Here is a 25258-nt window from a genome sequence, read left to right on the forward strand (position 1 = left end):
CGGCCCTGGGAGAGGTATTGTGAAGAAGATTATCGTAGTCGATGACGATGCCACCACGCGCTACATGATGTCAGAATTGCTCGACACGATGGGGTATGAATGTGAATGCGTGGCCAATGGCATGGCCTGTATCGCGCTGCTGCGCACATACCCGGAAAATTACAGCATGGTCCTCATGGACATTCATATGCCGGGCGTCACCGGGCTGGATACTGTATCCTACATCCGCACACTGGAAGAAGATCCGCCACGGTCCATTCCGATCGTCGCTATCACCGCCGACAGCAACTTCCACGCGCGACGCACCGTTCAACATTATGGTTTGAATGACGTCTTGCCAAAACCTGTGGACATGGCACAACTCAGCACTACGCTGAAAACCTATCTGGGCAAGGCGGCCTGAACGCCAGACGCCTGCCCGGATATTGTATCTCAAGCCGCTTGAAAGACCAGGCTGGCACCGTTCAGGCAGTGACGCTTGCCGGTGGGCTTGGGCCCATCGTCAAAGATATGGCCGAAATGGCTACCGCAGCGGCGGCAGTGAACCTCGGTCCGCACGCCAAAAAATGACCGGTCAGGTTTGGTCTCGACCGCATTCGGCAGGGATTTGTAGAAGCTGGGCCAGCCTGTGCCACTGTCGAACTTGTGTTCTGACGAGTAGACATCCAGATCGCAGCCGCGGCACTGATAGATGCCCGCGTCATAAACCTTGTCGAGAGGCGATGTCCCGGCCCTTTCGGTCCCTTCTTCGCGCATTACTTCATATTGCAAGTCGGTAAGCATGGCTTTCCACTCTGCCTCGGTGCGGGTGACTTCAAACCCGGCGGCAAGTGCGGTCGTGGATGTTGTGGCAGCGGCGAAGCCGCCACCGATGGCAGTAATCAGAAAAGCACGGCGTTTCATGATGATCCTCCTCAAGCATCGGATTTCGTTTCAAATAGTCACGCCACCCGCAATTTTGCAATCACGGGTGGCGCAAAATCATGTGACAATCACGGCGCATACCGGAACAGTGGGGGCTGTCCCGGCCCGCCAAGCCCTTACATCGCTGGCAGAAGAACCTTGTCGATCACATGAATGACGCCGTTGGACTGCTGTACGTCGGCAATTGTCACGGTCGCCATGCGGCCACGCTCGTCTTCCAGCATGATGGTGTCGCCATCATAGGTGGCTTGCAATGTGCAGCCGCCAACTGTTGGCACGGGATGCTTGCCGTTATCGTCGTCAACCATACCCATGATCGCGTCGGACATCGCATTTGCCGAAACAACATGGCACGTCAGGATTTTGGTCAACTGGTCCTTGTTCTCGGGCAGAAGCAGCGATTCAACGGTGCCGTCAGCCAACTCGCCGAAGGCTGCGTTGGTGGGGGCGAATACTGTGAAGGGGCCTTCGCCAGAAAGCGTTTCGACGAGACCGGCAGCTTTCACGGCAGCAACCAGCGTGGTGTGGTCGGCGGAGTTCACGGCATTCTCTACGATGTTCTTATCTGCGAACATCTCAGCACCACCCACCATTGGGTTTTCCATGCTGTGGCTTTCGGCCTGTGCGGCAACGCCGGCAAGACCGAGTGTGGCGGCAAGGGCGATTGTGGAAAGTGTTGATTTGATGGTCATAAGAAAAACTCCTGTAAGGCCCAACTTCCTTGCTGGGGGTACTGGAATATACGAGGCCACCTCTCAGGTAGTTTCAAAATCGTAGGTAACATGTTGATCACGCCTGGTCACGGGAACGAGAGCATCGTCAAGCTGGTCATGGTCGAGATGAAAACGGCGCGGTCCCATGGGGAGCACCGCGCCGTTTCTTCAACACATATAAGATCTCAGGCAGATATCGGCCTTATATCAGCGCGGACCGCGCAAAGCCCCATGTCAGGACTCGACTGACAACGTTCCCGCTGCGCGCACTGCCCCGGTCGGTGCCCCCGTTGGCGAGCCTCCCGGAGGTTCATCCGAGATCGCCAGCGTGGCACCGGGCAGCAATGAGGCCAATTCGGCCGGGACGGCCAGACGCGTATCGCCGTCAGGATCAAGCAGACCCAGAGACACCGGCGCATTGTCCCCGACGATCAGCCACATCTCGGCAACGCGGTCAGGCGGAAGGCTGCCCGCGTTCTGCACAACATGCAGTTCGCCTGCGCGGACATTATAAACAGCGGCCAACTCCAGCGTCCCTTCGACAGGGGCCAGATCGGCCCGCAATCCGGGCTCTGCGAATTGGTCCAGAACGCCCAGGCTAACCACACCCCAAGCCAACGCGGCTGCCGCAAGCGCGCCGGTGAAATACGGCATGAGCTGTTGAAGAACCGTCTTTTTGCGCCCGAACAACCGCCGGTTCACCGCCCTCAGGACATCTGATCGTGGCGTTACTTCGCGCGCGCCTGCTTCGAACTGCACGAAATACTCTGTCCAGAACACGACCTCATCGCGCAAGTCCGGATTGTCGCGCATCTCTGCCTCGAACGCTCGGGCGTTTCGTCCGTCCAGCAGTCCCAGGGCATACTCGGCCGCGCGGATCAGCGGAGCGTCATCTTCGGGGATATCAGGGGTTTCGTCGATCATCGGCTCAGACACTCCCGAAGATCCATCAGGCTGCGGCGTAACCAGGTGCGGACGGTGTTCAGCTTGGCATCCAGATGCGCGGCGAGTTCTGCATAGCTTTCGCCATGAAGATAGACCCTGCGCAGCATGTCAGCCCGATCCTGAGGCAATTCGTCAAAGCATTCATCAACTTGCGACTGGGTGCTTTTGGCAATCGCCTGCGCTTCGGGACCGGGGGACGGATCGGGCAATTCGTCCATGGCTTCGGACGGAGATGTGGCACGCCGCACCCGCGCGCGCCGACGATCAATCGCCAGATTCCGGCTGAGTGTTATCAGCCAGGTCATCGGGGACAGCCCGTTGACGCGGTAAAGACCGGCTTTATTCCAGATGCGCACATACACGTCTTGCAGGACCTCTTCAGCTTCGCTTCGGTTGTCCAAGACACGCAGCACAACGCCGAAAAGTTTCGCCGAGGTGCGTCTATAAAGCTCCGCAAAGGCCGAACGGTCGCCCAATGCCACTTGCGCAAGCAGTGCTTCGATCTCGTCCTGTGGTGTCATTCCGCTTACAAAACCCCCATTGTCAGTTGAATAAATCACAGCTTTCGAAGGCATGCCAGCCACTCGGATGGTTTAGTTCCCCTTGCCCCTGACACGGATATGTTGCACCACGTCCCAAAATCAAAGAGATGAGATCGAAGGAGCGGAAAACATGGCGGACGGCTTGATTGACATCAACGCGAAACCCACCGAGGAAATCTCGGTGCAGGACGTTTTCGGCATCGAAACGAATATGGCCGTCAAAGCCTTTGCCGATCGTTCGGATCGTGTCCCGGATCTCGACTCAACCTACAAGTTCGACCCCGATACCACGCTCGCCATCCTTGCAGGCTTTGCCCATAATCGCCGGGTGATGATCCAAGGCTATCACGGTACGGGCAAGTCCACGCATATCGAACAGGTCGCGGCGCGGCTGAACTGGCCTTGCGTGCGCGTCAACCTTGACAGCCATATCAGCCGGATCGACCTGATCGGCAAGGACGCGATCAAGCTGGTCGACGGCAAGCAGGTCACGCAATTCCAGGAAGGCATCCTGCCCTGGGCGCTGCGCAACCCCACCGCCATCGTCTTTGACGAATATGATGCCGGCCGTGCCGACGTGATGTTCGTGATCCAGCGCGTACTGGAAGTGGACGGCAAACTGACGCTTCTGGACCAGAACGAAGTCATCAATCCGCACAAGTATTTCCGTATCTTCGCCACTTCGAACACGGTGGGTCTGGGCGATACGACGGGTCTGTATCACGGCACCCAGCAGATCAACCAGGGTCAGATGGACCGCTGGTCACTGGTGGCGACGCTGAACTACCTGTCGATCGACGCCGAGGCCTCGATCGTTCTGTCCAAGACACCGCATTACAACACCGAAAAGGGTCGCAAGACGATTCGCCAGATGGTGACCGTGGCGGACCTGACCCGGACAGCCTTTATGAACGGCGACCTGTCCACGGTGATGAGCCCCCGGACGGTGATCGCATGGGCCCAGAACGCCGAGATCTTCCGCAACCTCGGCTATGCCTTCCGCGTGTCCTTCCTGAACAAATGCGACGAGCTGGAACGCCAGACCGTGGCCGAGTTCTACCAGCGCTGCTTTGACGAAGAACTGCCCGAAAGTGCGGCCAGCGTGAGTCTGGGGTGACCGTCCGGGCGGGCCCGATCCGACGGTCGCCTGCCCGACGCCTGAAATGCGCTGTCCTTGTGACTGCGCTGATCGGCGTCGCCTCTGGCGCGGCAGCGAAAGATCCGCTTTACCCTGCCGCACAATGTTCGGCTTTCTGGCTGGGCTATGCGGATTATGCAAAGGTCTCGGCCTATCTCGACCCCGACCCGAGTGACACAGAGGCTGCGGCAGCCTTCCGGTCCGTGGCGCGTCGGCAGGGCGGGACAGACGCCGAGATCGATGATTTCATCGCCGAACAACGCCCGTTGATGGTATTGATGATGGAAGGCTATATTTATGGAGGCGACCGCCAGAGCCGCGAGATGTTTGAACGCCTCACTGGTATCTGTCAGGACTTTGCAAAGCGCCATCCGGAAACACGGGATCTGAAATGACCAAAACCGACAACCCCGCCGACCCGTTCAAAAAAGCCCTCGCCGAGGCGACCAAGGTCATGGCGCATGACCCTGAACTGACGGTCAGTTACACTGTTGATCCCTCGGGCGTGTCGGGCGACGCGATGCGGTTGCCGCAGGTCAGCCGCCGGATGACCCGCGACGAGGTCATGCTGGCGCGCGGAACGGCAGACGCCCTGGCCATGCACCGCCGCTATAATGACGCGGGCACGCATGCGCGATACGCGCCTCCAGGTGACATGGCGCGCGAGCTTTACGAGGCCATGGAAACCGCCCGCTGCGAGGCGATGGGCGCGCGCGACATGCCCGGCACGGCCGGCAATATCGACGCCAAGATCGGCGCCGACGCGGCCAAGCGCGGCTACGATCAGGTCAAGCAAGCGTCCGACGCCCCGCTGCCGGTTGCCGCAGGCTATCTCATCCGGCATCTGGCAACGGGCCGTGATATGCCGAAAGGCGCGCAGAACGTCATGGACCTGTGGCGCGGCTTCATCGAAAATCAGGTTGGCGGCTCGCTGGACAACTTGCAGGACGTGCTGTCGGACCAAAGCGCCTTTGCCAGACTGACCCGCAAGGTGATCTCGGATCTGGGCTATGGCGACCAGTTGGGCGACGACCCCGACGAGGCAGACGAGGACGCATCGGACGAGGCCGAAGAAGGGTCGGACGACGAGGACGATCCCGATTCCACTGGGCAGGACGACCAGGACGACGACGAGGACGAAGCCAGCCCCGAGCAGTCCCAGGACGAAACACAGGATCAAAGCCAGGCTCAGGTGTCCATGGATGACATGGCCGAAGATGAGCTGGGCGAAGAGGCCGAGATGCCAGAGGGCGACGCCCCGCTGGAACCCCCGCCCCCTGCCCCGTTCTCTGATGCCGATCCCGACTACACTGTTTATGACACAGAATTCGACGAAGAGATCGCCGCCGAGGATCTGGCCGAGCCCGCCGAACTGGAACGCCTGCGCGACTACCTCGACCAGCAGCTTGAGCCGTTGAAAGGTGCTGTCTCGCGGTTGGCCAACAAGTTGCAGCGCCGCCTTCAGGCACAGCAGAACCGCAGCTGGGAATTCGATCTGGAAGAAGGCATTCTGGATGCCGGACGGCTGGCCCGCGTCGTGGTCAGCCCGACAACGCCGCTGTCCTTCAAGGTCGAAAAGGACACTGAATTCCGCGACACGGTCGTGACTCTGCTGCTCGACAATTCCGGCTCTATGCGCGGACGGCCAATCTCGATTGCCGCGATCTGTGCGGATGTTCTGGCGCGCACGCTGGAACGCTGCGATGTGAAGGTCGAAATCCTTGGCTTCACCACCCGTGCCTGGAAGGGCGGGATGGCGCGCGAAAAATGGCTGGGATCGGGCCGCGAGCAACAGCCGGGCCGCCTGAACGACCTGCGCCACATCATCTACAAGCGCGCCGATGCGCCGTGGCGGCGGGCGCGCGCCAACCTTGGCTTGATGATGAAAGAGGGCTTGCTGAAGGAAAATATCGACGGCGAGGCGCTGGAATGGGCGCATCGGCGGATGGTTGTGCGTCCCGAAGCGCGCAAGATCCTGATGGTGATCTCCGATGGCGCGCCGGTGGATGACAGCACGCTCAGCGTGAACCCCGCGAACTTCCTTGAAAAGCACCTGCGTGACGTGATCGCGATGGTCGAACGCCGCCGCCAGGTCGAACTGCTGGCGATCGGCATCGGCCATGACGTGACGCGCTATTATGACCGTGCCGTCACGATCACCGATGTCGAGCAACTGGCCGGCGCGATGACCGAACAACTGGCCGGGCTGTTCGACAGCGACCCGCGCGCACGCGCAAGGATCATGGGCATCAAACGGGCGAGTTGACGGCGGCCGGACCGGGCGTCGCGCGATGACCTTCGCATAGGTCGCGTTTCGTGCTCCCGCACCGGCACCTGCTTGTACCGGCATTTACAATTGCAAGGGCGAAGGCCCGAACCGGAGGGCTGCGATGTTTCAGAAATTCACAGAGACGGCGCAGCCGGAACAAGGCCCGAAGCGTCTGACCGCATTGCGCGCCGAGATCCGCGCAGAAGGGCTGGACGGGTTTCTGGTGCCGCGCGCGGATGTCCATCAGGGCGAATATGTGGCCCCGCGCGACGAACGCCTGTCCTGGCTGACGGGGTTTACCGGATCTGCCGGGTTCTGCGCCGCGCTGAAAGATGTTGCGGGCGTGTTCATCGACGGGCGTTACCGCGTGCAGGTCAAGGCGCAGGTTGCGAATGTCTATACGCCGGTGCCCTGGCCCGAGGTCAGCCTTGCCGATTGGCTGCGCGAACACCTACCGGAAGGGGGGCGCGTCGGATTTGATCCGTGGCTGCACACCCCTGCGCAAATCAAAGAGCTTGAAGAGGCGCTGGACGGCAGCAACATCGAAATGCGGCGCTGCGCCAATCTGGTGGATCGGATATGGCACGATCAGCCCGGCCCGCCCACGGCGCCGGTCATTGCGCACCCGCTGGAATATGCGGGCCAGGCGCATGACGCCAAGATCGGGCAACTGGCCAAGGAACTGTCCGACAAGGGGCTGACCTCTGCTGTGCTGACCCTGCCTGACAGCATTTGCTGGCTGCTCAACATCCGTGGCAGTGACATCGCGCGAAACCCGGTGGCGCAGGGCTTTGCCGTGCTGTCGGCAGAGGGTCGCGTGGTTCTGTATATGGCAGCCGAAAAACTCGCCGAGGTCAGGGACACTTTGGGCACGCTGGTCGAGATCCGCGCGCCTTCGCAATTTGAATCCGATCTCGCAACGTTGACCGGTCCGGTCGGCGTTGACCATGCGACCGCACCGCTTGCCGTTGTCGATGCGCTAGAGGCCGCAGGCGTCGAACAGCGCGATCTGACCGATCCCTGCATCCTGCCCAAGGCGCACAAGAACGCGACTGAAATCGAAGGTGCGCGTGCTGCGCATCGCCGCGACGGCGTGGCGATGGTGCGCTTTCTTGCCTGGCTCGACGCGCAGCCCGCGGGCAGCCTGACTGAAATCGACGTGGTTCGCCAGCTAGAGGACGAACGCCGCGCCACAAACGCCCTGCGCGACATCAGCTTCGAGACGATCTCGGGCGCGGGTCCACATGGCGCGATTGTCCATTACCGCGTGACAGAGGCGACGAATGCGCCGGTCGAGGACGGGCAGTTGCTGCTGGTCGACAGCGGCGGGCAATATCAGGACGGCACCACGGACATCACCCGGACCATGGCCATCGGCACGCCGGGGCGCGAGGAATGCGAGGCGTTCACCCGCGTGTTGCGCGGTATGATCGCCCTCAGCCGCGTGCGCTGGCCTGCGGGCATGGCGGGGCGTGATCTGGATGTGCTGGCCCGCGTGGCACTTTGGGAAGCGGGGCTGGATTACGGCCACGGCACCGGCCACGGCGTCGGCAGCTATCTCAGCGTGCATGAAGGCCCCGCGCGGCTGTCGCGCACTGGCACTGTACCGCTGGAACCGGGGATGATCCTGTCCAACGAGCCGGGGTTTTATCGCGAAGGGGCCTATGGTATCCGCATAGAGAACCTCGTCGTGGTCGAAGAGGCACCTGCCTTGCCCGGTGGCACCGTTCCGTCAATGTTGCGTTTCGAGACACTGACCTACGTCCCTATTGACCGTCGGCTTGTCTTGCCGGACATGTTGCCGCCAGCCGATCGAGACTGGCTCAACACCTACCACGCGCAATGTCGCGAGCGGCTGGCCCCTCTGGTTGGCGAAATGGTGCGCCCGTGGCTTGTGGCCGCGACCGCGCCGCTTTGACATCGAACCGTTATAAATCGGCGCTTACGCTCCGCCGAGCCCACTGAAAGGACGACATACATGGCAAGCCATATCAAAATTCGCAAGGCCGAAGGCACCTGGGTGGTGCGCGCAGGCGGCGCGGTTCTGGGTGAAAGCAATGACGTGCTGGAATTGCAGGAAGGTGACTATCCGCCGGTGATCTATTTCCCGCGCTCGGATCTTGCGATGGCGTTTCTTGAGCCGACCGATCACAAGACCACCTGCCCGCACAAAGGCGAAGCGAGCTATTTTTCCATCGTGACCAAAAGCCAGACGTTGGAAAATGCGGTCTGGTCCTATGAAGCCCCCAACGAGGATGTGGCCCGGATCCGCGATCATCTCGGGTTCAGCATTGGCGAATATCTGGCGGTCGAACAGATCTGATCGGCGAAGCGCCTGTCCCGAACCAAAACCTTCGGGAATGGCGGTGTTTGCCGCGCGAACGTGGATCACGGGACCATACAACGCGGAAACCTTGGGCTGCGTAACGCTGTGCAATTCCTGCATTGGCGGCTTTTTCACGTAAAAATCGCCAGCGTCTTGCACGAAGACGTTCCGAATTCAGTCTTTCTGTCTGGCCGACGCCTTGCGCCGCGCCAACAGCAACGTGTGGCCGGTACATTCCGGATCTTCGGGAACAAAATCCTCGCATTGCATCCCGGCCGTTTCAAGAATTGCCTTGTATTCGTCAGGTGCCAGTGAGGAATGGTACACTGTCTCGCCCGCGACCGTACCCGTAATCTCTCCGTCAGCGGGACCGACAGTCAGCAGCAACCGGCCGCCCTCGGCGACGTGATCGGCAATGCGTGGCAGGGCCGTGCGTTGCGCCTTTTGCGTGAGGTGAAAGAAGCTGCCCCAGCCGATCACGGCATCAAAACACCGCCCCAGGGGAAAGCCTGGTCTTATCGGCCAGAACCCATCTCGCATCGGGAAACCGGCGCGTTGCGATCCACAGCATCGGGGCCGCAAAATCCAGGCCGGTCACGTCGTATCCTAGCGCTATCAACCATGTGGCAATCGGATCTCCGCCGCCGCGGCCCAGATCAAGCACCGCGTCACCGGGCGGCACATCTGCGACCGCGCGCCCCAGCCACGCAGGTTCAAACAGCGAACGGTTGCGGGCCCGGTCCCAAGCCTCTGCCTGTCGCTCACGGTTGCGCGGACCGATCTGGACAGACGAACCATTTCTGACGCGTTGGACATCGGGTTACTCATGGCAATGCAAGCCCCCGAAACGGTGGGAAATCGGCATAGCGCTTGCGACGGGGTTCAAGCGGCTCTGACGGTTGTGCCCCGGCCCGCAGCAACGTACCGCGCGGCGCGATGTAGCTGTCAATCCGCCTCTGCGGTTTGGGGCGCCACGATATATTGAAGGCGCAGAGCTTGGGGAAGAACCAGATCTCGGAATAGGCCAAGTGGTCATGCAGCCACCATGCCAGATCGCGCCAGTCGCGGCCCCTGGCGTAGCGGTCGGCAAACCACGGGATCACGACCGACACGCCTGCAATCCGCGCGTTGCCTTCGCCCCGGTCCCAGATATGGCATTCCAGCGCATTGTCGTTGCGGGCACAGTTCAGTCGGTTCTCATTGCCGTAAGCGTTCAGCGCCGCCGAGCGATAGCCCGACCGGATGGCGATCCGTCCGAAGGTGTCCGTCAGCGGGTCCAACAGTGTTTCGCACAGCGCCCGCCCGGTCTCGATCGCCAGATCGGGCTTATCGGGGATGTTCGGGATGCCGTGAAAGCCGCTGATCTCGGAATACAGGAAATCACGCATGTAGAAGTGCCGCGACAGCCGGGTGCGGCCCAGCGTTTCCAGCGCCCACATGCTGCCGGGACGCCGCATTACCGCTGGCAGTCTTGCGATGCAACGGCAGGTCTGGCCAGCCGCGTCACAACATCAGTACCCGTTCCAGCGGAACGCGCCCTCCGGTCCCAGTGGCGAGAACGGGTTATGCGCGATCTCCCATATATGGCCGTCGGGATCGGCAAAATAGCCGTGATAGCCGCCCCAAAAAGACTCTGCCGCTGGTTTCAGGATTTTCGCCCCTGCCGCCTGCGCGTCGGTCATCACCGCGTCCACAGCGGCCCGGTCCGGCAGGTTATGCGCCAGTGTCGCGCCGCCGGTTCCCAACGTCTCGACCGCGACGCCCATATCGTCTGCCAGCGCGTCCAGCCCGAACAGGCCCAGCGTCTGGCCCAACAGGTCAAACGCCACCACACCGTCAGGGCTGTCCACGCGCGTCCAGCCCAAGGCCTCGTAGAAACCGGCAGAGATTTCCATGTCCCGCACGCCAAGCGTCACAAGACTGATGCGCTGCTCCATCGCGGTATCCTTTACGTATGTTCGCGCTAAGCCTGCCCGCTGCGCGACGGTCAGACAACCCGTTACCTGCATCAGGTCACGCATCCTCTTCGGCGCGGGCAATAACCTCTTCTACAGAGGACTCGATCAAGGCCAGACAGTCGGCATCCGAGAACCGGTGATCGGCTCCGTCGACCAGCACCAGCCGCATATCGGGCGATGCAGCATGATCCAGCAATTTCAGCGCCCGGTCGGGATGCACGGATGTGTCGGCGGTGCCTTGCAACAGGCGCACCGGAAATGGCAGTTCCAGCGCAGAACGCAGCACCAGATGATTACGGCCATCCTCGATCAGGCGGCGGGTGATGATATACGGATCGCCATACTCCGACGGCAGGGCGAGCTGCCCGTCCTGCATGATCGCCTCGCGCTGACCCTTGTCGAAATCCGCCCAGAACCCGTCTTCGGTGAAGTCGGGCGCGGCGGCGATCGTGACCAGCCCCGCAATATCGGCCAGCCGTTGCGTCAACAGTAGCGCGATCCAGCCGCCCATGGACGATCCGACCAGCAACACCGGTCCTTCGGTCACGGCTTCGATCACGGATTGCGCGTCCTCGGCCCAGTCGCCGATGCAGCCATCCTCGAACGTGCCGCCGGATGCGCCGTGACCGGAATAGTCGAACCGCAGAAAGGCACGGCCCGTGGCTTGTGCCCAATCCTCCAGATGCACGGCCTTGGTGCCTTGCATGTCGGATTTGTAGCCCCCCAGAAACACCACCGCGGGGCTGGTTCCGGGCGTGAATTCATAGGCGATGCGGCGGCCAGCGTCGGAGTCGTGAAAATCCATGTCAAATCCTTCGTCTTTGCCCGCGATCATGCAGGCGCGCGCGGCGGGCATCAACGCGATAGTGTACGCGCTCAGGTGCTCTCTACCTCGCGCAGACCCAGCGCCAACATTCCGCCAACTGCCGAAAGCGCCGCGAATCCGCACAAGGCCGCCACGGGGCCAAGCAGGCTAAGCCCGCCGCCAAGCGCGCCGGAGATCAAAAGCAGCACGCCAATCACCGTGTTGGCAAGGGCCGCGTAGGTAGACCGCTCATCCTCGGGCGACATATCGACAAGATAGGTAGACCGCCCCTGCCGGACGCCGTGATAGGCCAGCATCAAGGCGAACAGGATCGCCGGAATGACGAACTGGCTTTGCGCGACGCCCGCCCATGCCGCCAAGGGGGCCGCCCCGATGGCCAGCGCACCGCCGAACCCGCACAGCGCCAATACCCAGCGCGAGGACCGGTCCGACAGCCTGCCCCAGACATACGAGCTGACAAAGGATGCCGCGGCCGAGGCCAGCACCAATGCGCCCAGCTTTCCAAGCGCCGAGCCATCACCCCCGCTGAGCAGCACCAGATAGGGCGGCGCAAGTGCCGTAGCCGTCAGCGCGCCGCGCACAAGGATATAGCGGCGGAACTGCGCATCCTCGCGCAGCGGGGACAGGTCTATCGCGGGGGCATCCCCGTCTTCCGACGCGTCCTCTTTCAGGGTTGAAAACAGCAACGCCGCCCCCAGCCACAGACAGGCCGCCAGCCCTACCGCCACGGCGAGTGCAGAGACGCTCTGCAACCAGCCGCTCATCAGCAATAGCGCAAAAACCACCACACCGACCGCCGAGGCCGATCCGGCGACGCCGGTCACCGCGCCGCGCCGCGTCTTGGCCACGGTCTTGCCCAGCACATCCTTGTAGCTGACAGAGGCACAGGCCCGCGACACCGCCAGAACCGCCAGCAAGCCGCAGATCACCAGACCGGCAGCCGCGCCTTGCAGCGTCAGAGCCGCCAAAGCGATGCCCGCCGCCGAAACCCCCTGCCCGGCCGATCCCGCAATCCACGCCCATTTGCGGTACTTCATGCGCCGCACCCATCCCGCCAGAGCAAGCTGTGGCAACAACGCCCCGGCCTCGCGGATCGGCACCAGAAGCCCGGTCAGATAGGCGGGCGCGCCGATGGCGTTCAGCAGCCAACTCAGCACCAGCTTCGGGTCGATCAGGCCGTCGGCGACCTTGGTCATGCTCAGCGCGGCCATGTGGCGCAAGCCGTTGCGCGCGTCGCGTTGATCGGCCTTTGCCTTGCTGCCGGTCAAAGCCTGAAAAACAGCACCTTCCTGATGCTCTGCCATCGTGTGGTCTCTCCGCTACATCCGAACCCGCCGCGCCTTGACTCAGCCCGTGCCAATGGGCACATAGCGCGGGAAACACAACCCGCAACCGGGCGTTCCGTGGGCGCCAAACTGACGAGGAGCCGGCCAATGAGCCAGATTTCCCTGACCTTTCCCGATGGCAATGCGCGTGACTTCGACAGCGGTATCACCGCCGCAGAGGTGGCCGCCGCGATTTCAAAGTCGCTCGGCAAGAAAGCCATTTCCGCCAGCATCGACGGCGCGCATTGGGACCTGCAATGGCCCATCGAACACGATGCCGCCATCGCCATTCACACCATGGCCGACGCGCCTCAGGCGCTGGAACTGGTGCGCCACGATCTGGCGCATATCATGGCGCGCGCCGTCCAAGAGCTGTGGCCGGATGTCAAAGTCACCATCGGTCCGGTGATCGAAAACGGCTGGTATTACGATTTTGACCGCGCAGAGCCGTTCACACCCGAAGATCTGGGCGAGATCGAAAAGAAGATGCGCGAGATCATCAACAAGCGCGACCCCGTGACCACCGAGGTCTGGGAACGCGACCGCGCGATCAAGCATTACGAGGCAAATAACGAGCCCTACAAGGTCGAACTGATCGACGCCATTCCCGGCGACGAGCCGCTGCGCATGTATTGGCACGGCCATTGGCAGGATCTGTGTCGCGGGCCGCATCTGCAAAACACCGGACAAGTTCCGGCGGACGCGTTCAAGCTGATGAGCGTGGCCGGTGCCTATTGGCGCGGCGACAGCGACCGCGCCATGCTGCAACGGATCTACGGTGTCGCCTTTCAGAACAAGGAAGATCTGCGCAAATACCTGCATATGCTTGAAGAGGCCGCCAAGCGCGATCACCGCAAGCTGGGCCGCGAGATGGACCTGTTTCACATGCAGGAAGAAGCGCCGGGGCAGGTTTTCTGGCACCCGAACGGCTGGCAGATCTATACCGGGCTTCAGGATTACATGCGCCGCAAACAGCGTGCCGGTGGCTACCGCGAGATCAATACGCCTCAGGTGGTCGACCGCAAACTGTGGGAGGCTTCGGGCCACTGGGACAAATACCAGCACCACATGTTCCTTGTCGAAGTTGACGAAAGCCGCGACGGCGAGAATGACGATGCGGCGGTCAAGAACAAAGGCCAGACCCGGATCAACGCGCTCAAGCCGATGAACTGCCCCTGCCATGTGCAGATCTTCAATCAGGGCCTGAAAAGCTATCGCGACCTGCCACTGCGGCTGGCCGAGTTCGGGTCCTGCGCGCGGTTCGAGCCCTCGGGTGCCTTGCACGGCATCATGCGGGTGCGCGGGTTCACGCAGGACGACGCCCATATCTTCTGCACAGCGGATCAGATTCAGGAAGAATGCGCGCGCTTCATCGACTTTCTCGCCGATATCTACCGAGAGCTTGGCTTTCCGGAGTTCGAAATCCGCTTTGCCACCCGGCCCGAAAAGCGCGTCGGCTCCGAAGAGTCGTGGGACTATGTCGAGAATGCCCTTGAAAACGCCATCAAGGCGGTGGGCCGCGACTATACGCTGGAGCCGGGCGATGGTGCCTTCTACGGACCCAAGCTTGATTTCTACCTGACCGATGCGATCGGCCGGGTCTGGCAATGCGGCACTTTTCAGGTGGATCCGAACCTGCCGGAGCGTCTTGATGCCAGCTATATCGGGCAGGACGGCGACAAGCACCGCCCCTTCATGCTGCACCGCGCGACATTGGGCAGCTTTGAGCGGTTCATCGGCATCCTGATCGAGGAACACGCAGGCAAGCTGCCCTTCTGGCTGGCCCCGCGTCAGGTTGTCGTCGCCTCCATCGTGTCCGAGGCGGATGATTACGTTCACGAGGTCGTGGCGCAATTGCAGGCGCAGGGCGTTCGCGCCGAGGCGGATATTCGCAACGAGAAGATCAACTACAAGGTCCGCGAACACTCTGTCGGCAAGGTGCCTGTCATTCTGGCAATCGGACACCGCGAGGTTGAAGAGCGCACCGTGACAATCCGACGGCTGGGCGAGAAACAGACCTCGGTCGAGACGTTGGAAACGGTCGTGTCCGACCTCAAGGCCGAAGCAACGCCGCCGGATCTTCGGAAATAGCCGTTTCCACCTGCGCCTGAACGGCAACAGCGGAGCGAATTGAAGCTTGGCGCGCCCGGTGTTTTACGGACCCTGACGCGTCAAGATTTCGTGTTGCGCCCGTCAAACAGGATCGCGCGCAACAGCCATGCGCCGGCATCAGACGGTGCAGGTCGTGTTATTTGGAAAACCGGCACTACCCTGCGCGCAACCGATCAAACCCGGCGTTTGTGGCTGAACCAGGCGCATAAAAATGTTACAAATGCCGGATCAACGAAAGATCTGATCCTTGGCGAGGCCGCAATCTGTAACATTCGATCACGTCAGCTTGGAACTCACGCGCCGGCTTTATAAAGCGAATTTTCAAGAATTCAATGATCCCAAAGCTTTGCCGCACACGCAGCATGACGGAGGTCTCGCAAATCCTGACGCGCGCGTGATGCACAGCGCTGTGAGTAGCCAGAGTGCCCGCCTGGCGGGTACCTTTTCTTTATCGCATCTCGGCGATTATGAATTTCATCAACCCAGGAGGTACATCCATGTCAACATCCATGAAGACCGCAGCCATCGTCGGCGCCGTTGCCGCAACATTTGCCGCGCATGCCACAACTGCGTCCGCGCAGGATCAGGTGAAATGCTTCGGCGTGTCGCTGGCCGGTGAAAATGACTGTGCCGCAGGTCCGGGCACCACATGCGCCGGCACATCCAAGGTCGACTATCAGGGCAACGCATGGACGCTGGTCGATGCCGGCACATGCGAAGAAATGGAACTGCCTGCAATGGCCGACGGGTCCGCGCGCATGGGCTCGCTCGAAGCTTTGGACCGCGATCTGCCAAGCTAATAAACGACCAGCGGTCAGGGATCGCGCCGCACCCAAGCTTGCGCGATCCCCGGCTTGCAATCAAAACGCTGCTTTCCCGTCCGGCTGACGGAGAGGAATGATCCGCCCGAAGGAGCCACGCATGTTCGATACCGACCATGACGGCCTGCCCGCTATGCCGGGCGTCGGCTATAAGCCCCAACATTTCAACGATATTTTAAGGGATGCCGCGCCGGTCGGCTGGCTGGAAATCCACGCCGAAAACTATATGGGCGATGGCGGTCGGCCGCTGGCCCAGTTGCGGCATCTGTCCGAACGTTTTCCGATTTCCGTGCATGGGGTCGGCCTGTCGATCGGCGGTGAAGACCCGCTTGATCCGGACCACCTTGCTCGGCTGAAACATCTTGTCAGCTGGCTGAACCCTGCCAGCTTTTCCGAGCATCTGGCGTGGTCCACCCATGACAGTCAATTCCTGAATGATCTGCTGCCCCTGCCCTATACCGATACGACCTTGATCCGTGTCGCCGATCACATTGATCAGGTGCAAGAGGCGCTGGGGCGTCAGATGCTGTTGGAAAACCCCTCCAGCTATCTTGCCTTCACGCAAAGCACGATGAGCGAGACCGACTTTCTGCGCGAGCTTGCCCGCCGCACCGGATGCGGATTGCTGCTCGACGTGAACAACGTCTTCGTTTCGGCCACCAATCTGGGCTATTCCCCGATCGAGTATATCGACGCCTATCCGCTGGACAGAGTGAAGGAAATACATCTCGGCGGCCATGATGAGGACGAAGATGATCACGGCGCGCCTTTGCTGATCGACAGTCACGGCCGCGCGGTCGTTGATCCTGTCTGGACCCTTCTGGACGAGACCTTGGACCGCACGGGTGCGCGCCCGCTGCTGATTGAATGGGACACCGATGTCCCCGATTGGGCAACGCTGCGGGCAGAGACCGTGCGCGCGCAGGAAGCACTCACCCGAGTGCTGGCATGACCGAGCAACACAGTTTCCGCGCGCCGCTTTTGGACGCAGACCGCGCCATTCCCGAAGGTCTGACCGACGGGCTGGGGCGTCCGGCAGGCGCGCGCTACAACGTCTATCGCAACAACGTGGCTGTCAGCCTGACCGAGGCGCTGGAGACCGGTTTCCCGGCCATTGCCAAGCTGATCGGGCCCGATAACTTCCGCGCCGTGGCGGCGCGTTACCTGCGCGCCGCGCCCCCTACCTCGCCGCTGATGATGCATTACGGCGCAGGCTTTCCCGAGTTCCTGAAAACCGTCGAACCATTGGCGCATCTGGGCTATCTGCCCGATGTGGCGCGGCTGGAACTGGCTTTGCGCCGCAGCTTTCACGCCGCAGATCACACACCAGCCGATCCCGCCCTGCTGCAAGACGTGGACGACGACGCGCTGATGTCCTGTCGTATGGCGCTGGCCCCGTCTGCCCATTTGCTGCGCTCACCCTGGCCTATCGTGTCGATCTGGGCCTTCAACATGCGCCCCGGCAGTGCCAAACCACAGGCCCGGCCCGAGGACGCACTGATCCTGCGCGCCGAGTTTGATCCCGAACCGCTTGTCACGCCCGAAGGCGGCGCGGCTTTCGTAACAGCACTGATACGAGGCGAAAGCTTTGGCAGCGCCATGACCGCTGCGGGCGACAGTTTCGACGTGGGCGTCATGCTCAACCTGCTTTTTACGCACCGCGCCATCGCCGGCATTTCATTTGAGGACACGCCATGAACACGCTGATTACCGTGCACAATCAGATTTTCGAAAGGGTCGAGAGGCTAGATGGTTTGCTGCCCCTTCTGGCGCGGTTCCTGTTCGCCGCGATCCTGCTGCCGTATTTCTGGGCCTCGGCAGCGACAAAGCTGGGCGATGGGCTGTTCGGGTTCCTGTTTCCCGCAAGCGGCGCTTATGCACAGATATTTCCCAAAGCGTTCGAGGCGGCGAATTACAACACCGATAACCTAGGTGTCTTTCACTGGGTGGTGGTCGTTGCGGGCACATGGGCAGAGTTTCTGTTGCCACTGATGATCGTGTTGGGACTTGCCACCCGTTTGGCGGCGCTTGGGATGATCGGTTTCATCACCGTGCAAAGCCTGACCGACCTTTACGGCCATGGCGGGATTGCCCATGAGGGCACGCTTGGTGCTTGGTTCGATCGCGCGCCCGATGCACTGATCCTTGACCAGAGGGCATTCTGGATCTTCCTGCTTGTTCTGTTGGTCATCAAGGGTGCGGGTCTGCTGTCCGTTGACCGCGCACTGTTCCGACTTGGTCCCTGGGCGCCTGCAAACGCCTAGAAATGAGCGCGTGGCTCGTCCGGTTTGCCGGCTGCAAGTGCGAGCAGCGCCGCTATACCGGCAAAGGCAATGGGGAACATGGTGAACACGTTAAAGCCGTAGCCCCAATACATGCCTGCCGCGGATAGCGCCAAAAGCACACCCCCCCATAGCGCCCGCGCACGCGCCATGGCACCGCCTGCGATGGCCAGCATCGGCGACAGGACGGACACCACGCGAATGACTTCCGGGTTGGCAAAATTGCCGAAGGTCTCACCCAACTCGGCATGGGCGCGCACCAATTCCGTGTAGCCAAAGCCGAAAAAGCCCACGATCATCCCGAACACACCTGCAATGATGCCCAGTGTCAGCGCCGCGTTCCGCATCTTTCGTGCTCCTGTCCTGCGTCAGACGTCAAGGGCTGCCTGCACATCCTTGCCCCAGCCCAGATGCATCTCGTCACCGTCTGCGATCAGCGGGCGCTTCATCAATGTCGGGTGGACCACCAGCAGGTCGCGCTCGGGGCGCGCCCGCTCTGCCTCATCAAGGCCGCGCCAGGTTGTTGACCGGGTGTTCAGCAAGGCCTTGCCGAAACGCGCCAGGGCCGCATCCAGCACATCCGCAGGCATGCCATCTTCCCGCACATCAACAAATTCAATATCTTTCAAAGCCTTACGCGCCGCTCTGCATGTATCACAGTTTTTCAGTCCATAGAGGATCATGCCGCATTCCTTATCATTCTGGTCCAGATAACCACCCGGACGTCACTTTGCGACCCCGTTTTGCTTGATTTCCGCACCGGGTTTGCCAAAAATCGGGACGCGACAGTGGCCTTTGTGAGGTTCAGGGGCCGGACGTAAGGCAGAAGGAGACGCGAGATGCCCAGCGGCACCGTGAAATGGTTCAATACGACGAAGGGCTACGGCTTCATTGCCCCCGATGATGGCGGTAAGGATGTTTTTGTCCACATATCCGCGGTCGAACGGTCCGGAATGACCGGTCTGGCAGATAATCAGAAGGTTGAATATGAATTGAGCGAAGGTCGAGACGGCCGGGAAATGGCCGGCGATTTGCGCGCCCTCTGAGGCCTGCATGGCCTTACGGGATTGATCGGCTTTGCAGACCCGATGCGGCAGACGCTGCGCACATGTATTTTGCAGGACAAGAGAGTGTGCAGATGCGTGTCTGTTGAGATGGGCCAACAGAAAATCCGACCACGAGGCACCCGCTTTCGCGGGTGCGGGGTCACTGGTTCTGAAGTTTGGTCGCTTCGCTTCGCGCCAACGAGATCAGATCCGCCATATAGGGCTTGTCCACATCTTCTGCCCGGATCGCAGCGTAAAGCGTGCGGGTAATACCGTCCTTCGTCAGCGGGCGGGTCACGTAATCTGAGTTGTATTTCACCTCGCGCACGACCCAATCCGGCAAGACCGAAACACCGCGGTTTGAGGCAACCAACAGCAGGATGACGGCCGTCAACTCGACACGCCGAATGCTCGCCGGTTCAACCTTGGCGGGCATCAGCAATTGATTGAACACATCCAGCCGCACCCGGTCGACGGGATAGGTGATCAGCGTCTGGCCCTTGAAATCCTCGGCCTCGATAAACGGTTTCGCGGCCAGAGGATGGACAGAAGCAGCCACAAAGACGGGGTTATAGTCGAAAAGTGGCACGAAGGTGATGCCTGCAATCTCTTCGGGATCAGAGGAAACCACCAGATCAACGTCTTCCTTTTGCAGCGCAGGCAGCGCGTCGAAGGCAAGGCCCGCGCGGATGTCCACGTCAACATCGGACCAGTTTTTCCGAAATGATTCGAGCACCGGGAACAGCCATTCGAAACAGGCATGACACTCGATGGCAATGTGCAGCCTGCCCGACCGGCCCGCCCGCAACCCCGAGAACTCTTCCTCCAGCGACTCGATTTGAGGCAGGACCTGTTCGGCAAGGCGCAGAAGACGCAGCCCTGCCGCCGAGAGTTTCATCGGCTTGGACCGCCGCATGAACAGCTCGACCCCCGCCTGATCCTCCAACCCCTTGATCTGATGGCTAAGCGCGGATTGCGTGATGTTCAGCGTGTCCGCCGCACGCGCCAGACCGCCGGCCTGATGAATCGCCCTGATTGATTTCAGGTGTCTGAATTCGATGTGCAACCTATCACTCCGCTCATGTTCTTGATGAGATATATGAGTTTGTCTCACATTGGGCTTTGTGTCACAAGACGGCAACCCAGATACGGATGAACAACCATGACGCGCCCAGAGATTTCTTTTGAATTTTTCCCACCCCAGAACCTGGAGGCGTCGTTTCGCCTGTGGGACACGGTACAGGTTCTGGCACCCTTGGCACCGCGCTTCGTCTCTGTGACCTATGGTGCGGGCGGCACGACGCGCGACCTGACACGCGATGCTGTGGCGACATTGCACAAGTCCAGCGGTTTGCAGGTGGCGGCGCATTTGACCTGCGTCAACGCCACCCGCGACGAAACGCTTGGCATTGCCCGTGAATTCGCGGCGGCCGGCGTATCGGACATTGTCGCCCTGCGCGGCGACCCGCCCAAAGGTGCCGACCGGTTCGAACGGCATCCGGGCGGTTTTGCCGATAGCTGCGAGTTGATCGCCGCTCTGCGCGACACCGGTGATTTCACCATTCGTGTCGGTGCCTATCCGGACAAACATCCCGAAGCAGCCGATGCGGCAGCGGATGTCGCATGGCTGAAGCGCAAGTTCGAGGCCGGCGCGTCCGAGGCGCTGACGCAGTTCTTCTTCGACATCGACAGCTTTCACCGGTTCCGCGACGATTGCGCAGCAGCTGGCATCGACACCTCAAAGATCGTGCCGGGGATCCTGCCGATCGAGAATTGGAAAGGGGCCGTGCGCTTTGCCAACCGCTGTGGCACACCGGTTCCACAATGGGTCATCGACGCTTTCGAGACCGCAGAGCGTGACGGTCGCGAAGATCTTCTGGCAACCGCGATTTGCAGCGAGATGTGTTCCGACCTGCTGGATGCCGGTGTGGATAAACTGCACTTCTACACGATGAACCGGCCGGAACTGACCCGCGATGTCTGCCACGCGATTGGCGTGACACCCGAAGTCCGGTTGGAGAATGTGGCCTGAGCCGCAGAACGGAACAATCCGATAAAACAAACCGCCGGGTGCCTGATAGCGCCCGGCATTTTCATTTAAATCGACAGTCACAACGCAGAATTCGTCGCGGCGGATTACACGGAACCTGTGCCCGAAGATGTTTCCGTCCCGGGCTTGACCCGGGACCTTGCGTTTGGCGCTACCAGCTTGTCAGTCGCCTGCTTGTCTGCATCCGGGCAGAACCGGTCATACCAACAGTGCCCTTCAGTTTTGTGTTGCCCGCCATGCCACCTCTATGTTTCACGGTCAGATGCCAAATGCGCAGCACAGAGGTGCCGCACGCCACGACCGCAGCTTAGAACGCTTTGAACGTCATCGTGGTCATGGTGCGCTCCAGCCCGTCGATATCCAGCATATGGCTGTTGATGAACTTGCCGACATCCTCGCCCTCGGGAATATACAGCTTCATCAGCAAGTCATATTCACCGCTGGTCGAATAAAGCTCCGAGTGGATTTCCTTCAGCGCAATGGCATCTGCGACCAAGTAGGTCGTGCCGGGTTTGCAGCGGATCTGGACAAAGACGCAGGTGGTCATGCGCGCTCCTTGAATGGCGAGGTTGAGGTCACGCAAGGCTGGCACAGCCACAGGCCCGACACAATGGGTTTGCACCCTCTTGGCGCGGGCCGGGTGCGCGCCTATAAGCGCCCCACATGACCTGAGGAATGCCCCCAATGCGCCAAGCCGAGATCACCCGCAATACCGCCGAGACGCAAATCAGCGTTTCCGTCAATCTTGACGGCACCGGCAGCTATGACAACCAGACCGGCGTCGGCTTCTTCGATCATATGCTGGACCAGTTGTCGCGCCACTCGATGATTGACGTGACCGTCCGTGCGACGGGCGACCTGCATATCGACGATCACCACACGGTCGAGGATACCGGAATCGCACTTGGGCAGGCGCTGGCCAAAGCAGTGGGCGACAAACGTGGCATCCGCCGCTACGGCGAATGCCACCTGCCAATGGACGATGCACAGGTGCGCGCGGCGCTGGATCTTTCGGCGCGCCCCTTCCTTGTGTGGAACCTCGAATTTCCGACGGCAAAGATCGGCACGTTCGACACAGAATTGGTGCGGGAGTTCTTTCAGGCCCTGGCGACCCACGGCGGCATCACCTTGCATATCGACCAGCTACATGGCTTCAACAGCCACCACATCGCCGAAGCGGCGTTCAAGGCCGTCGCTCGCGCTTTGCGCATGGCCGTGGAACCCGACCCGCGCGCCGGCGACGCGCTGCCCTCCACCAAGGGTGCCCTTTAGAATTACCGCCCACCAGCCGCAACTGCGCCCCACCATCACGAAAGCACCACCATGCTGACAGTCATCATAGACTATGAAAGCGGCAATCTGCACTCCGCCGAGAAAGCCTTTCAGCGCATGGCGCGCGAGACCGGCGCTGGCGACGTGATCGTGACCGACAAGGCCGAAACCGTCGCCCGTGCCGACCGCGTCGTCTTGCCGGGGGACGGCGCGTTTCCGGCCTGCCAACGCGCATTGACCGGCCATTCGGGCCTGTATGAGGCGATGATCGAGGCGGTCGAGACCCGTGGCCGTCCCTTCCTGGGCATCTGCGTCGGCATGCAACTGATGGCCCGGACTGGACACGAATACGAAGAGGTGCCCGGCCTTGGCTGGATCGACGGCGAAGTCAGCCATATCTCTCCCGCCGATCCCGCGCTGAAAGTGCCGCATATGGGCTGGAACGATCTGGTGATCGACACGCCGCATCCGGTATTGGACGGTATCGTCACGGGCGATCACGCGTATTTCGTGCATTCGTATCACATGGCGATGCACGACACCGCGCAGCGGCTTGCCCATGTCGATTACGGCGGCGATGTCACTGCCATTGTAGGTGCGGGCAACAAGCTGGGTTTTCAGTTTCATCCCGAGAAAAGCGCCGATGCCGGCTTGCGGATGATCGCAAACTTCCTGCGCTGGACGCCGTAAGCGACCGCACTGGGCAGCCCGGCGCACCCATCAACAGTCCACGACCACATAAAATGATCGTGGACTGCATTTGGCGACAAATCAGTCGGTCGTCTCGGCGTGGAATGTCTCCAACTCGGGCCGTTTACCGATGGTGATATGGTCGATCTCTTCCATGGCAAACCCCCGTATCAGCGACGGGATCATCATGCAGACCAGCACAAAGATCGGCAGGCCGACCACGGTGATCACCTGTTGCAGTGCCGCCAGACCAGCGTCTCCTGCAAGGATGATCAGCATGGCCGCCACCAGACCTTCCGCAGCCCCCCAGAACACCCGCTGGCGGACCGGTCCGGGTTCTGCGTCGCCCGTACACAGCATATCCACCACCAGCGAGGCAGAGTCCGATGACGTGGCAAAGAAAATGGCCACAATCAAAACCGCAAAGCCCTGAATGAAGGTCGTGAAGGGGAAGTGTTCGAAGAAGGCAAACATCGCCAATGGCACGCTTTCGGCAACGGCGGCACTGATCTCTCCCGCCTGATCGCCCAGCGCGGCACGGGCCGCAAGGCCCAGACCGTCAAACTCCATCGCTTGCCAGCCGAAGATCGAGAACCAGATCAGGGTGAAGAGCGATGGTGCAAGTAGAACGCCGAACACAAATTGCCGGATGGTCCGCCCGCGCGAGATACGCGCCACGAAGATCCCGATGAAGGGCGACCAGGTGACGGTCCATGCCCAGTAAAAGACCGTCCAGGATCCTTGCCAGCCCCAGTTGGCATTCTCCGGGTTTTCATTCGCCAGCATGTCGTTCCAGAATGCCAGATGCGGGAGGTTTTCGAAATACAGGCCGAATGTCTCGACCAGTCCGCGCAGCAGAAATAACGTAGATCCGAAAACCAGCACGAATATCATCAGCCCGACAGCCAAGCCGATATTGAGGTTTGACAGGAACTTCACCCCTTTGTCGAGACCAACGACGATGGAGGAAATCGCCACCAGCGTGAGCGCTGTCAGAATCAGAACCTGAACTTCTGCACCGTCACCGGTCCCGAACAACTCGTTCAGCCCGGCCGCGATCTGGCTGGACCCAAGCCCCAGCGACACCGCCACACCGAAAAGCGTCCCGAGGATGGAGGCTACGTCGATGGCCTTGCCCACCGGGCCGTAGATCCTGTCGCGCAAAAGCGGATAGAATACCGACGACACGCGCACCGGCAGCTCGTAACGGTTGATAAAATAGGCAAAGGCCAACCCCGGCAGCGTGAAGATCGTCCATGTGTGCAAGCCAAGGTGATAAACAGCGATGGAGATGGCATCACGGGCGGCCTCCTCGGTGTAAGGTTCAACTCCCGGAAGCGGCGGATTGGCGAAGTGCGAAATCGGCTCTGCCACGCCCCAGAACATCAACACTGTGCCGATGCCACCAGCAAACAGCATGGTGAACCAGCTTAGATTGGAATATTCCGGACGCGATCCCTTGGGGCCAAGCCGGATGTGACCGTGCCGTGACATCGCTGCCCAGATCAGAAAGCCAAGCCAGACATTTACCCCCAGAATGAAAAACCATCCGAGGTTGGTGACAATCCACGCCCGTCCCGTTGCAAAGGCGTCGCCGATCTGGTCAGGGAAAAGAACAAGTGCGATTACAAAAACAAATGTTAACGCGGCTGCTGAGAAGAAGATGGCCGGATCAGTTTTCAATCCAAGTCGTTGGACAAGTGTTTGCACGGGTGCCCCCCACAATTTAGGTCAATTCGGGCATAACGCAGACGTGACTCATATTGTTCCCGGATAAGTTGAAATCTGAAAGAACCTCTATGTTTACCGCCTCTCGGTCTCAATCAAAGACAACGACGCATCAAGATCTTTCCTGACTGATCATGCCGGATGCGACCCATCATTGACGAAACCGTGACACACATGTCGGCAAACCCGCCGATGTTTTCCTCACCGACATTTGGGAAATACATCCCAGACATGAATAACGAAGGGCTGGCAAAAGCCGGCTCCGTAAACGAATGGGTTGGAAACGGCCTC

29 protein-coding genes are annotated in these 25258 nt (G+C 60.7%); 15 read left to right on the plus strand and 14 right to left on the minus strand.

Annotation, left to right across the window (positions count from 1 at the left end):
• The first annotated feature begins 19 nt into the window (after window positions 1-19).
• On the plus strand, window positions 20-403 hold the full coding sequence (locus tag B8991_RS08585) for a response regulator (protein WP_084352476.1): 384 nt from the start codon (window positions 20-22) through the stop codon (window positions 401-403).
• 29 nt (window positions 404-432) lie between these two features.
• On the opposite strand, the gene msrB is transcribed toward B8991_RS08585, so the two are convergent.
• The 4 genes from msrB to B8991_RS08610 all read right to left on the minus strand — a co-directional run bounded on the left by msrB (window position 433) and on the right by B8991_RS08610 (window position 3103).
• A complete protein-coding gene (msrB, locus tag B8991_RS08590) occupies window positions 433-903 on the minus strand; it encodes a peptide-methionine (R)-S-oxide reductase MsrB (RefSeq protein WP_084352478.1) in 471 nt (156 codons plus the stop codon).
• A gap of 137 nt (window positions 904-1040) precedes the next feature.
• Window positions 1041-1616: a fasciclin domain-containing protein gene (locus B8991_RS08595; protein ID WP_084352480.1), complete on the minus strand. Its 576-nt coding sequence runs from the start codon at window positions 1614-1616 to the stop codon at window positions 1041-1043.
• Between the two features lie 255 nt (window positions 1617-1871).
• Window positions 1872-2561 carry an anti-sigma factor gene (locus B8991_RS08605; protein ID WP_084352484.1) on the minus strand — a complete coding sequence of 230 codons (690 nt, stop codon included), beginning with the start codon at window positions 2559-2561 and terminating at the stop codon, window positions 1872-1874.
• Window positions 2558-3103, minus strand: coding sequence for a sigma-70 family RNA polymerase sigma factor (locus tag B8991_RS08610; protein WP_084352486.1), 546 nt, complete (start codon window positions 3101-3103; stop codon window positions 2558-2560). Before B8991_RS08610 ends, B8991_RS08605 begins: the two co-directional genes overlap by 4 nt.
• A gap of 151 nt (window positions 3104-3254) precedes the next feature.
• On the opposite strand from B8991_RS08610, the gene cobS reads away from it, so the two are divergent.
• The 5 genes from cobS (at window position 3255) to B8991_RS08635 (ending at window position 8854) form a co-directional block, all read left to right on the plus strand.
• A complete protein-coding gene (gene cobS, locus B8991_RS08615; protein WP_084352488.1) occupies window positions 3255-4241 on the plus strand; it encodes a cobaltochelatase subunit CobS in 987 nt (328 codons plus the stop codon).
• Window positions 4242-4300: 59 nt separating this feature from the next.
• Window positions 4301-4657, plus strand: a complete 357-nt coding sequence (locus tag B8991_RS08620; RefSeq protein ID WP_143514526.1) for a hypothetical protein — start codon at window positions 4301-4303, stop codon at window positions 4655-4657.
• Window positions 4654-6528, plus strand: coding sequence for a cobaltochelatase subunit CobT (cobT, locus tag B8991_RS08625; protein ID WP_084352492.1), 1875 nt, complete (start codon window positions 4654-4656; stop codon window positions 6526-6528). Before B8991_RS08620 ends, cobT begins: the two co-directional genes overlap by 4 nt.
• A 124-nt stretch (window positions 6529-6652) precedes the next feature.
• Window positions 6653-8449, plus strand: coding sequence for an aminopeptidase P family protein (locus B8991_RS08630; RefSeq protein WP_084352494.1), 1797 nt, complete (start codon window positions 6653-6655; stop codon window positions 8447-8449).
• A 60-nt stretch (window positions 8450-8509) separates the two neighbouring features.
• A complete protein-coding gene (locus tag B8991_RS08635) occupies window positions 8510-8854 on the plus strand; it encodes a DUF427 domain-containing protein (RefSeq protein ID WP_084352496.1) in 345 nt (114 codons plus the stop codon).
• Between the two features lie 177 nt (window positions 8855-9031).
• Here B8991_RS08635 and B8991_RS08640 read toward each other — a convergent pair whose 3' ends face one another.
• From B8991_RS08640 to B8991_RS08665, 5 genes are all read right to left on the minus strand, one after another.
• A complete protein-coding gene (locus tag B8991_RS08640) occupies window positions 9032-9397 on the minus strand; it encodes a class I SAM-dependent methyltransferase (protein ID WP_143514527.1) in 366 nt (121 codons plus the stop codon).
• Window positions 9398-9681: 284 nt separating this feature from the next.
• The gene (locus B8991_RS08650; protein WP_084352725.1) at window positions 9682-10296 is read right to left on the minus strand and encodes a hypothetical protein; all 615 of its coding nucleotides are present in this window, start codon (window positions 10294-10296) and stop codon (window positions 9682-9684) included.
• A gap of 72 nt (window positions 10297-10368) precedes the next feature.
• Window positions 10369-10794: a VOC family protein gene (locus B8991_RS08655; protein ID WP_084352726.1), complete on the minus strand. Its 426-nt coding sequence runs from the start codon at window positions 10792-10794 to the stop codon at window positions 10369-10371.
• A 76-nt stretch (window positions 10795-10870) separates the two neighbouring features.
• A complete protein-coding gene (locus tag B8991_RS08660; protein WP_084352727.1) occupies window positions 10871-11620 on the minus strand; it encodes an alpha/beta hydrolase in 750 nt (249 codons plus the stop codon).
• Window positions 11621-11691: 71 nt separating this feature from the next.
• The gene (locus B8991_RS08665; protein WP_084352502.1) at window positions 11692-12945 is read right to left on the minus strand and encodes an MFS transporter; all 1254 of its coding nucleotides are present in this window, start codon (window positions 12943-12945) and stop codon (window positions 11692-11694) included.
• A gap of 129 nt (window positions 12946-13074) precedes the next feature.
• On the opposite strand from B8991_RS08665, the gene thrS reads away from it, so the two are divergent.
• The 5 genes from thrS (at window position 13075) to B8991_RS08690 (ending at window position 18163) form a co-directional block, all read left to right on the plus strand.
• Window positions 13075-15057, plus strand: a complete 1983-nt coding sequence (gene thrS / locus B8991_RS08670) for a threonine--tRNA ligase (protein ID WP_084352504.1) — start codon at window positions 13075-13077, stop codon at window positions 15055-15057.
• Between the two features lie 518 nt (window positions 15058-15575).
• The gene (locus tag B8991_RS08675; protein WP_084352506.1) at window positions 15576-15878 is read left to right on the plus strand and encodes a BufA1 family periplasmic bufferin-type metallophore; all 303 of its coding nucleotides are present in this window, start codon (window positions 15576-15578) and stop codon (window positions 15876-15878) included.
• A gap of 121 nt (window positions 15879-15999) precedes the next feature.
• The gene (bufB, locus tag B8991_RS08680) at window positions 16000-16851 is read left to right on the plus strand and encodes an MNIO family bufferin maturase (protein ID WP_084352728.1); all 852 of its coding nucleotides are present in this window, start codon (window positions 16000-16002) and stop codon (window positions 16849-16851) included.
• The gene (locus B8991_RS08685) at window positions 16848-17597 is read left to right on the plus strand and encodes an HvfC/BufC N-terminal domain-containing protein (protein ID WP_084352508.1); all 750 of its coding nucleotides are present in this window, start codon (window positions 16848-16850) and stop codon (window positions 17595-17597) included. Before bufB ends, B8991_RS08685 begins: the two co-directional genes overlap by 4 nt.
• A complete protein-coding gene (locus tag B8991_RS08690) occupies window positions 17594-18163 on the plus strand; it encodes a DoxX family protein (RefSeq protein WP_084352510.1) in 570 nt (189 codons plus the stop codon). The genes B8991_RS08685 and B8991_RS08690 overlap by 4 nt, the downstream gene beginning before the upstream one ends.
• On the opposite strand, the gene B8991_RS08695 is transcribed toward B8991_RS08690, so the two are convergent.
• On the minus strand, window positions 18160-18528 hold the full coding sequence (locus B8991_RS08695; protein ID WP_084352512.1) for a hypothetical protein: 369 nt from the start codon (window positions 18526-18528) through the stop codon (window positions 18160-18162). The two genes, B8991_RS08690 and B8991_RS08695, sit on opposite strands and share 4 nt — an antisense overlap.
• Before the next feature lie 21 nt (window positions 18529-18549).
• Window positions 18550-18864 (minus strand): ArsC/Spx/MgsR family protein, encoded by a 315-nt coding sequence (locus tag B8991_RS08700; RefSeq protein WP_084352514.1) that lies wholly within the window; start codon window positions 18862-18864, stop codon window positions 18550-18552.
• A gap of 156 nt (window positions 18865-19020) precedes the next feature.
• On the opposite strand from B8991_RS08700, the gene B8991_RS08705 reads away from it, so the two are divergent.
• Window positions 19021-19227, plus strand: a complete 207-nt coding sequence (locus B8991_RS08705; RefSeq protein WP_084352516.1) for a cold-shock protein — start codon at window positions 19021-19023, stop codon at window positions 19225-19227.
• A 160-nt stretch (window positions 19228-19387) separates the two neighbouring features.
• Here B8991_RS08705 and B8991_RS08710 read toward each other — a convergent pair whose 3' ends face one another.
• Entirely contained in the window at window positions 19388-20293 is a 906-nt protein-coding gene (locus B8991_RS08710) for a LysR family transcriptional regulator (RefSeq protein ID WP_084352519.1), read from the minus strand.
• Window positions 20294-20389: 96 nt separating this feature from the next.
• Between B8991_RS08710 and metF the strand changes: the two genes are divergently transcribed.
• Window positions 20390-21259: a methylenetetrahydrofolate reductase [NAD(P)H] gene (gene metF / locus B8991_RS08715; RefSeq protein ID WP_084352521.1), complete on the plus strand. Its 870-nt coding sequence runs from the start codon at window positions 20390-20392 to the stop codon at window positions 21257-21259.
• A 325-nt stretch (window positions 21260-21584) separates the two neighbouring features.
• On the opposite strand, the gene B8991_RS08720 is transcribed toward metF, so the two are convergent.
• Complete coding sequence (locus B8991_RS08720) at window positions 21585-21824, minus strand: Lrp/AsnC ligand binding domain-containing protein (protein WP_084352523.1); 240 nt, start codon at window positions 21822-21824, stop codon at window positions 21585-21587.
• Window positions 21825-21961: 137 nt separating this feature from the next.
• Here B8991_RS08720 and hisB point away from each other — a divergent pair, with 137 nt between their 5' ends.
• Window positions 21962-22549 carry an imidazoleglycerol-phosphate dehydratase HisB gene (gene hisB, locus B8991_RS08725; RefSeq protein WP_084352525.1) on the plus strand — a complete coding sequence of 196 codons (588 nt, stop codon included), beginning with the start codon at window positions 21962-21964 and terminating at the stop codon, window positions 22547-22549.
• Window positions 22550-22600: 51 nt separating this feature from the next.
• Window positions 22601-23239, plus strand: coding sequence for an imidazole glycerol phosphate synthase subunit HisH (hisH, locus tag B8991_RS08730; protein WP_084352527.1), 639 nt, complete (start codon window positions 22601-22603; stop codon window positions 23237-23239).
• An 81-nt stretch (window positions 23240-23320) separates the two neighbouring features.
• Here the strand turns inward: hisH and B8991_RS08735 are convergent, their stop codons facing one another.
• Window positions 23321-24949: a BCCT family transporter gene (locus B8991_RS08735; protein WP_084352529.1), complete on the minus strand. Its 1629-nt coding sequence runs from the start codon at window positions 24947-24949 to the stop codon at window positions 23321-23323.
• Window positions 24950-25258: the final 309 nt, after the last annotated feature.

Source organism: Primorskyibacter flagellatus (genome assembly GCF_900176485.1).
Classification (GTDB): Bacteria; Pseudomonadota; Alphaproteobacteria; order Rhodobacterales; family Rhodobacteraceae; genus Primorskyibacter; species Primorskyibacter flagellatus.